Here is an 8,018-nt window from a genome sequence, read left to right as displayed (position 1 = left end):
TGGCGATCAGGTTGCCGAACGCCTGGGTCGCCGCGAGCAGCCCGAACGCCGACCCGCGGACCTCGGTCGGTGCGAGCGTGGCGACGGCCGTGTGCTGAGCGGTCTCGGCGCACCCGATCGCGACCCCCGCGAGCGCGAAGCAGCCGCCCAGCACGGCGACGGCGGGCCCGGTGATGGCGAGTCCGGTGTAGGCGACCGCGAACAGCCCCGCACCGGCCGCCAGCACCCCCACGCTGCCGCGCCGGTCAGTGACCCGCCCCGCGGGCACACTCCCCACGGTGGCGGCCACGTTGTAGCCGACGTAGAGCGCCAACGCCGTGCTCGTCGCCGCCGCCGCGCCCCGGATGGGGGTCAACAGTTCGGTCGCGCGGAGGATCAGCAGTGTGGCGGCGACATTGCCGACCTCGAACAGCCCGATCCCGGGCGCCAGCCGCCGCACCGGGCTGGCGAGCACCGGGCCGGACCCGCAGCCGCAACGGTTGCCGCGCGCCGGCGTGGTGGCGGGGGATGTGGCGGATGGCGTACACGATCGCCGCGGCGGCGAGCAGCCCCGGCACGACCGACACTATGATCGCGGTGCGCACCCCGACCACACCGACCAGCCCGAGCGCGAGCAGCGGCCCGATGATCGCGCCCAGGTTGTCCATCGCGCGCTCGAACCCGTACGCCCGGCCGTAGGCGTCCGGGGGCACGGCGTCGGCCAGCAGCGCATTGCGTGACGGCACCCGCAACCCCCGCGCGGTCCACGCCCCGCACGCAACAGGCCGACCTGTGTGACGCTGCCGGCGACGCCGATCCCCGCCGACAGCACCGCCGTCGGCGTGTAGCCGCCGACCGCCGCGCTGCGGCACCCCGCTGGACGACGACGCCGACGACGGGGCCGCGCAGACGACGCCGCACACGATAGCGATGCTGCCATGGCCGCCGGTCACCGATCGTGCGCCGGCGCCTCCACGGCCCGCGAATCGACCAACGCATCACAGGCTTGAGACGTCGGGCGAGCGGTCGGATCGATGTGGCGGTTGGCGGGCTGTGAGGTGCGTATAGTGTGCGCGCGAAGGCGATGGGGCCCGCCGACAACCGCTCGATGGTGAGCTGCTGGCTCCTCCAGACCCGTGGAGGAGCTGTCGTGCCCTTCGTACTTGATGATGTCGACGGTCTCGCGACGACCAGTCCCTGAGTGATCAGGTCTTCGAGCTGCGGCAGGAAGCCGTCGATGTGGTCGGCGGTGTCGATGATGTGATGATGACCACGGGCAGGTCTTCGGACATGGTCAGCAGGCGGCTGGTGTGGATCACGCTGGATGCGCCGAACCCTTCGACGCCGTGCAGGACGGTGGCGCCGGCGAGTCCGGCCGCGCGGGCGCGTTGGACGATCTCGCTGTGGAGTGGGGTGTGGCCGTGCCGGTCGCTCTCGCCGATGTAGATGCTCACGCGAACGGCCTGCGCGGTGACGCGTTCGGGCATGCCGGCCGGCGCGACGATGTGGGTGATCGGCAGGTCTGTCGCGCGATGCAGCCGGCCGACGAGGTCCGTGCCGAGCCAGCGCGACAGACCGGGCGGAAGGGTGCAGACGATGAGCTCGTCGATGTCACGGTGTGCCAGCGCAGCCATGGTCGCGTCATAGGGGTCGGCGTGGGCGAGTTCGCCGGTGGCTGGGGCGTCGAGGCGGCGAGCCGGGCGAGCTGCGCGTCGAGACGGTGCTGGGCATCGTCCGTCGCGGCGGTGGAACGGTCGGTGACCGGCACGACCACATGAAACACACACGGTCCGCCTGCGAGGGCGGCCTCGATCCGTTCGATGAGGTGGTGCCCGCCGAGGGTGCGGTTGGCGACGATGAGGTAGCGGCGCATGGCGGTCACGATGTCGGCTGAGCCACCAGACGTCGACCCGGCGGGGGCTTCGCAGGCTACAGTGCTCGCGATGCCGCCTGGAACGCATCGTCTGGTTGGCGCCGCTGGTCGAGTCGGGTTGCGGTTGCCCGCCAGCCGCAACATCGGCCTCGTGGCGGCCGGCGGCGCGGCCGGCACCGCCGCGCGGGTTGCGGTTGAACCACGTCGAGGCCGCGGTCCTGGACCGCGTCGCGCGACTGTTCCCCCGAGGTGTTCGCCGCGCTCGAGCGTACGCCCCAGCACCACGACGATCGTCGACGAAACCGTGACCACGTTCGACCGCGAGGTGCAGTTCTACCTCGCCTGCCTCGACTTCATCACGCCCCTGCGCAGGCGGGGCTCGAGTTCTGCTACCCCCGCGTGTCCGACGAATCCAAGCGCATCGCCGCGCGCTGGACGTTCGACCTCGCGTTGGCCGGCAAGCTGACGTCCGACCGGAGCCCCGTGGTCACCAACGACATCGACTTGTCCGGACCGGAGCGGATCATCGTTGTCACCGGCGCGACCAGGGCACGTTCATCGACGAGCTGTCCTCGCTCGACGACACCACCGTGTCCATGGTCGCGACCGTCGATCCCGACGACCCCGCCATTAGTACCTTCATGGTCGAACGACGACCAGCCGACGGTCACGCCCACTCGCTAGCAAGTACCGGCTCACGTACGAGCATCTCACGGAGCGGATCGCATGAAGGCCCACCTGATGCACCGCAACCGCGACATCAACCAGTGAGCTGCCGCCGGGCGCGGACGCGCTCGCCGAGGACCTCGGCCTGGAGACGCTGTTCGCGGCGATGGCCCCTTGCCCTGCTGTTCCACCGCGGGCGGCCCAAACCCAACCACGCGCTTTGCGCGACCGCGATCCGCGCCGGAGGCGGCAACGCGCTATCCAGGTGCTGTGAGCTGGCCCACATGTACATGAGAGCCTGAGGTAGCTCGCACCAGGTCAGCCTTCGGCGATCTGCAACGGCAGACCCCAGAGGGCGAACCATCGTGACGTGTCCGCCTCGACCGGCAGGTCACTGCCGAGTGCGCCCCGCACCCGCAGCTCGAGTTCGTTGTCGCGACGCTGACCGCTGCGCGGCGCGAAGGGATAGAACGTTCCGCGTTTGAACAGGTACACCAGGTGGCATACGCCCTGTTCGCCGGTGAACGCAAACACGCTGCACAGCAGTTGCGGGCCGAAGCCGCGCTCGTCGAGCGAGCGGTTGATCATGTGGGTGCTGGTGACCAGGTCCTCGACGTCGTCGTCGGTCAGGGTGTACCAGCGGTAGCCGAAGTCGTCGTCGCTGGTAGAGACGGTCATGTCCGCCTGCTGCGCGGCGAAGCGGACGAGCTCGTCGACCTCCGTGAGGGTTTCGGAGAACGCCGGTCCGGTCGCAGGCTTGAACGACACCGCCGCCTGTCCAGCAGGCCGCAGTCCGATCGAGGCCTCCAGCGTCACCGCAGCCCCCGTCACGCCGAACAGCGCGTCCAGGTTCGACGGTTTGGCGTTGGTCCTGCCGAGAATCTTGTCGAGAAGCCCCATGAGCGTCAGGCCGACCTGCCCATGTCGGCCTCGATCCTCGCGAGCTGGTCCAGACGCTGCTCCAGCGGCGGGTGGGTGGAGAAGATCGCCGACAGGCTCGGGCCACCCTTGGCCTTGCGCGACAACGCCGGTGCGAACAGCAGCGAGCTGACCGGTTCAGCCGAACGCAGGTCCCGTGTCGGGATGCTCGCCATCTGCCCGCTCACCTTGGTCAACGCCGACGCGAGCGTCGACGGGCGGCCGGTCAGCACCGCTGCGGCGCGGTCGGCCGACAGCTCCCGGTAGCGCGAAAGCGCACGGGTGAGCAGGAAGCTTATGGCATACACGATGACCGAGCCGACCATGACCACCAGAACGACCGGCACGCCCTGGTCGTCGCGCCGGCGACCACCGCCGAAGAGGCTGGAGTAGTAGGCGAAACGCAGCACAAGGCCGGCGACCATGCCGAGGAACCCGGCGATGGTCATGACCATCACGTCACGATGGGCGATGTGGCTGAGCTCGTGGGCCAGTACCGACTCGACCTCGGACTCGTCGAGCCGCTGCATCAGTCCGGTGGTCACGCAGACCACGGCGTGCTGTTCGTTGCGCCCTGTCGCGAACGCGTTGGGGATCGGCGTGTCGGCCATCGCCACGCGCGGCTTGGGCATGTCGGCCAGCGCGCACAGCCGGTCGATGATGCCGTGCAGCTTTGGTGCCTGCTCGGCCGACACCTCGCGGGCGCGCATCGAGGCCATAGCGATCTTGTCGCTGCCGAAGTACTGGGCGGCAAGCAGGCCTCCCCCGATCAGCAGTGCCAGCACCACGCTCTGCGCGTAGACGAGCACGCCGACGAACACTGCTACGAACAGCGCGCCGAGCAGGAACATCACCAAGGCCATCCGGCTGGTGAGGCCGGCGTCAGCGGGAAAACGGGTACGGGCCATGCTGGGTCCTCCCTTGGCGGCCAGCCTAGCCGCCTATCCGGGGATGAGACCCTCCTCGCCGAGTAGCTCTCGAACCTGTTCCATGCTGGAGTCGGGACCCGGCAGCACGAGGTCGGACTGGTCCAGCGTGTCGAGGGCGTGGGGCGCGGCGTGGCTGCGCACCTCGGCCAACAGCGCACCGAGCATGCTCGTGAACCGGTCTGTGTCACCGGCCTCAACCGCTGCGATCAACTCGTCGTCCAACTCGTTCAACGCCTCGATCGCCGACTCCGGGACGTCGAACTGGCCTTCGCCGAGGATGCGCACGATCATCGGTCACGCTCCTTCTCGGGCTGCTCGCCAGTGTCTCCCCGGCCCAGTTCGAACGAGGACGAGCCGCTGCCGAGTTGAGCCCTCATCGCCTCGAGCTCGTCGTCGACGTCGGACGTGGCGGCGATCTTGTCGAGCTCCGCCTGGATCGGATCAGACGATGCCGACAGGTCGTCCAACGCGCCTGACGCCATCAGCTCGTCGATCGCACCGGCGCGCGACTGCATCTGCAATGTCTTGTCCTCGGCGCGCTGCATCGCCAGACCGACGTCGCTCATCTCTTCGCTGATGCCCCCGAGCGCCTCGCCGACCTTGGTCTGGGCCTCTGCGGCCGTGTACGTCGCCTTGATGGTCTCCTTGCGGGTGCGGAAGGCGTCGACCTTGGCCTGCAGACGGCTGGCCGCCTGGCTCAGCTTGGTCTCCTCGGCCTGCAACTGCTCGTGCTGGCCTTTCAGGTCCTGCAACTGGGCGGTGAGCGCCTGACGGCGGGACAGTGCCTCTCGGGCGATGTCCTCACGTCCGGCTTCCAGCGCCTGACGCGCCTGATCTTGCAGCTTGGCGCCCTTCTGCTGCAACTGCTGGGCCTGCAGCTCGACTCGCTTCCGCGACGTCGCGACGTCGGCGACGCCGCGACGGACCTGCTGCAGCATCTCGAGTTGACGCTCGTATGAGTAGTCGAGGGTTTCCCGTGGATCCTCGGCCCTGTCCAGGGCTTTGTTCGCCTTGGCCCGGAAGACGTCCGAGAGACGCTTCATCAACCCCATGTCCACAACCCTTGCCGTGACGGTTCGTGAAGCCAGCCTAGTACTCGTCACCACCGTCCTACAGGGCCGGCGGGAGTGTCGGATGAACGGTGTGAGTGCGTCGGTCTGACAGGCTGAGCTGACTACTCGGCCGGACAAGACTTGCTCCTTTGTGGAGGGCAGGGGCATGCGATGACGATCGTTGGGGCTGGCAGGAGCGGCTCGAAGCTGTTGGCGCACGCCTTGCCGCCCGGCGGCGGACCGGTCCAGCCCGTGCCAGCGAGGCTGGCGGGAGTCCCACCGTGGTCGCCGGTCAGGCGGTTGCCCATCCTGTGGTAGTCGCGCCTCCACGCTGGCTGCCGGTAGCGCAGGTGGGCTGCGTGGTCGGCCAAGGCGTTACGTGCGGCCCATCACTCGCCTGGGTGGGGCGTGGCGATTGACCGCCGTCCGCTCGTGGCGCCCGCTACGACCCCGAAGAGGCCGCAGCGGCGCTGCCACTGTCATGCGCGAGCTGGATCACCTCGGCCAGGTTCAGCGTCTGGCGCCCGGTCAGCTGACGGATCTGCTCACGACAGCTGAAGCCATCGGCTACGATCAGCGTGTCTGCGGCGGAGTCCCGTACGGCGGGGACGAGAACCCGCTCCGCGACCTTGACCGAGACGTCGTAGCGGTCGCCGGCCTCGTAGCCCCATTGGCGGCGACGTACCGCTGCAACGTGCGCGGCGACACCTGCCACCCGCGGGTGCGCGCCAGGGTCTCGGCGATCTGGGCGGCCGACCGGGCCGGGGCCTCCCGCCGCAACGCCGCCGCCAACTCCAGCACCTTCGCCGGCGTGCGGGCCACGCCGGCGTCACGACGCCGCGCCGGTCTGAGCCCGTCGAACCCGGGTGACCGCCAGGCCGCCAGCCACCGGTAGATCGTGCGCGACGTGACCCCCACCGTGGTGCCGTTGGCGTCGCGGTGCACCCGGCGGGCCAGGTCGGACACCAGCCGGCCGCGCTCGGCCGGTGCCAGCCGCTCATCGGCCGCCTCGACGATCACCGCCCAGCGGGCCAACGCCACCAGCGTGTCGCGATCCGTGCCCACCAGCCGCCTCCCCGGTCGTCGCGTCGCATCCGGCCACAGACAACCCGGCCCGCCGCCGCGGCGACAGAGGCGGATCGTGTCGGTCAGCCCAACAGCCGCCCCCCGGTGTGGGCGACCGCGAACCGCCAGCACTCGACCGGCTCACCGGCCAACCGCGACCACGCCGCCGCAGCCCGCCTGCCGCGGCCACCAACACCGCGACCGGGCCAGCCCGAGGCGGCGCCCGCCCCGACGGGTCCGCGGCCGCGGCCACCGCCAACAACCCACCCGCGACCCGCCCGCCGCACACGGCCGCGCGGCGCAGCCAGCCGCGCACCGTCGCCGCCGGCACCCCCAACCGCTGCGCGATCGGCCGGTGCCCCCACCCCGTGGCCTTGTGGCTCCAACGCCCACCCGATCACACTCGCCAGATCCACCCGACGCGACACCAACACGTCCGGCAGCAGCGAATGCGACCGCTGCCCACAACCATCGTTGGCGCACAGCACCCGCCGGATCGACACCGGCCCACAGCGGGTGTGCCGCCGATACCAGCCGTCAAAGCTCACCCGCTCATGCCCGCACCACGGACACGACGACGGCGTGTCGACCCGGCCGCGCGCCGCCAGTCACGCGTCGACGGCGACGTCGAGCACGAATACGATCTGCACCGGCTGCCGCAATCAGCCCACGACCCCCGGGTGCTCCACACACCGCGGGGGTCAACCCGTTCACGGACCGCGACAGCCTCGCCGACCCCACCTACCTCTGCAACTGACCGTAACGACAGGCACCTTGACGCAATCACACTCCCACAGCGTCAGAGAACCTGGCGTCCAACAACGACTACAGGCGACGTTCACCGAGTCGTCCGGGCTCGTAGCCGCCTACGGCTTCGAGGAGGGCACCGACACGACGACCGCGACGGATTGAGCCGGGGCAATGACGGCACGCTCGAGGGTCCGACCTGGGCCTCAGGGCACAGCGGTGGCGGCCTGTCGTTCGACGGGTCCAACGACCTCGTGACCGTCGCCACGACGCGAGTCCTGACCTGTCCAGCCAGATGACGCTTGAGGCGTGGGTCAGGCCGTCGTCATCGGCGAAAGGCAAGGCCGCGGCGCTCGTCAAGAAGGGCACCAGCGGTGCCGTCTATTCGCTGCACGCCAGCGGTTCAAGGCGTCCGCGTCGGGGTCAGTCAGTGCTCACCAGCGGACTGGTCGAGGCGACCGGCCCGCGGCTGCAGACCAGCCGGGGGGCGCCATCGCGGTCACCTATGACGGCTCACCCGGCTGTATGTCGACGGTCAACAGGTCGGGTCGGCGAGTACCTCGGGACTCATCACGACCAGCGACGACGCGCTGCGCATCGGCGGCACCATCCTGGCCAACGAGTACTTCGGCGGCACGATCGACGACGTGTGGGTCTACAACCGCGCCCTATGCGCCAGCGACATCACCGACGACGTGAACACGCCGGTCAGAGCGGTGGAAGCACATCGGGCAACGCGCCGCCGACCGCCGTCTTCACGTCGACCTGCACCGGCCTGACGTGCACGTT

The 8,018-nt window shown here is 69.9% G+C and carries 7 protein-coding genes and 1 riboswitch; all 7 genes read right to left on the bottom strand.

Annotation, left to right across the window (positions count from 1 at the left end; translation table 11 throughout):
- Positions 1-454: MFS transporter (locus VK923_10795; GenBank protein ID HSJ45155.1), on the bottom strand; the 454-nt coding region annotated here is incomplete at its 3' end.
- A 596-nt stretch (positions 455-1,050) separates the two neighbouring features.
- A riboswitch (Fluoride riboswitch) is annotated at positions 1,051-1,115 on the top strand.
- A gap of 69 nt (positions 1,116-1,184) precedes the next feature.
- Positions 1,185-1,613 (bottom strand): DUF190 domain-containing protein, encoded by a 429-nt coding sequence (locus VK923_10790; protein ID HSJ45154.1) that lies wholly within the window; start codon positions 1,611-1,613, stop codon positions 1,185-1,187.
- A 1,223-nt stretch (positions 1,614-2,836) separates the two neighbouring features.
- Positions 2,837-3,418 (bottom strand): hypothetical protein, encoded by a 582-nt coding sequence (locus VK923_10785; protein ID HSJ45153.1) that lies wholly within the window; start codon positions 3,416-3,418, stop codon positions 2,837-2,839.
- Positions 3,419-3,423: 5 nt separating this feature from the next.
- Complete coding sequence (htpX, locus tag VK923_10780) at positions 3,424-4,344, bottom strand: zinc metalloprotease HtpX (protein ID HSJ45152.1); 921 nt, start codon at positions 4,342-4,344, stop codon at positions 3,424-3,426.
- Positions 4,345-4,377: 33 nt separating this feature from the next.
- On the bottom strand, positions 4,378-4,656 hold the full coding sequence (locus VK923_10775) for a hypothetical protein (protein HSJ45151.1): 279 nt from the start codon (positions 4,654-4,656) through the stop codon (positions 4,378-4,380).
- Positions 4,653-5,417, bottom strand: a complete 765-nt coding sequence (locus VK923_10770) for a PspA/IM30 family protein (GenBank protein HSJ45150.1) — start codon at positions 5,415-5,417, stop codon at positions 4,653-4,655. The genes VK923_10775 and VK923_10770 overlap by 4 nt, the downstream gene beginning before the upstream one ends.
- A 573-nt stretch (positions 5,418-5,990) precedes the next feature.
- Positions 5,991-6,482 carry a helix-turn-helix domain-containing protein gene (locus VK923_10765; GenBank protein ID HSJ45149.1) on the bottom strand — a complete coding sequence of 164 codons (492 nt, stop codon included), beginning with the start codon at positions 6,480-6,482 and terminating at the stop codon, positions 5,991-5,993.
- Positions 6,483-8,018 lie beyond the last annotated feature (1,536 nt).

The sequence above is a fragment of the Euzebyales bacterium genome, assembly GCA_035461305.1.
Classification (GTDB): Bacteria; Actinomycetota; Nitriliruptoria; order Euzebyales; family JAHELV01; genus JAHELV01.
Note: the sequence above shows the minus strand (reverse complement) of the source record. Positions and strands in the feature narration are given on the sequence as shown.

Coding starts and splice junctions, on each gene's coding strand:
- VK923_10790 (HSJ45154.1), bottom strand. CDS start 1,613: ATGGCTGCGCTGGCACACCGTGACATCGACGAGCTCATCGTCTGCACC.
- VK923_10785 (HSJ45153.1), bottom strand. CDS start 3,418: ATGGGGCTTCTCGACAAGATTCTCGGCAGGACCAACGCCAAACCGTCG.
- htpX (HSJ45152.1), bottom strand. CDS start 4,344: ATGGCCCGTACCCGTTTTCCCGCTGACGCCGGCCTCACCAGCCGGATG.
- VK923_10775 (HSJ45151.1), bottom strand. CDS start 4,656: ATGATCGTGCGCATCCTCGGCGAAGGCCAGTTCGACGTCCCGGAGTCG.
- VK923_10770 (HSJ45150.1), bottom strand. CDS start 5,417: ATGGGGTTGATGAAGCGTCTCTCGGACGTCTTCCGGGCCAAGGCGAAC.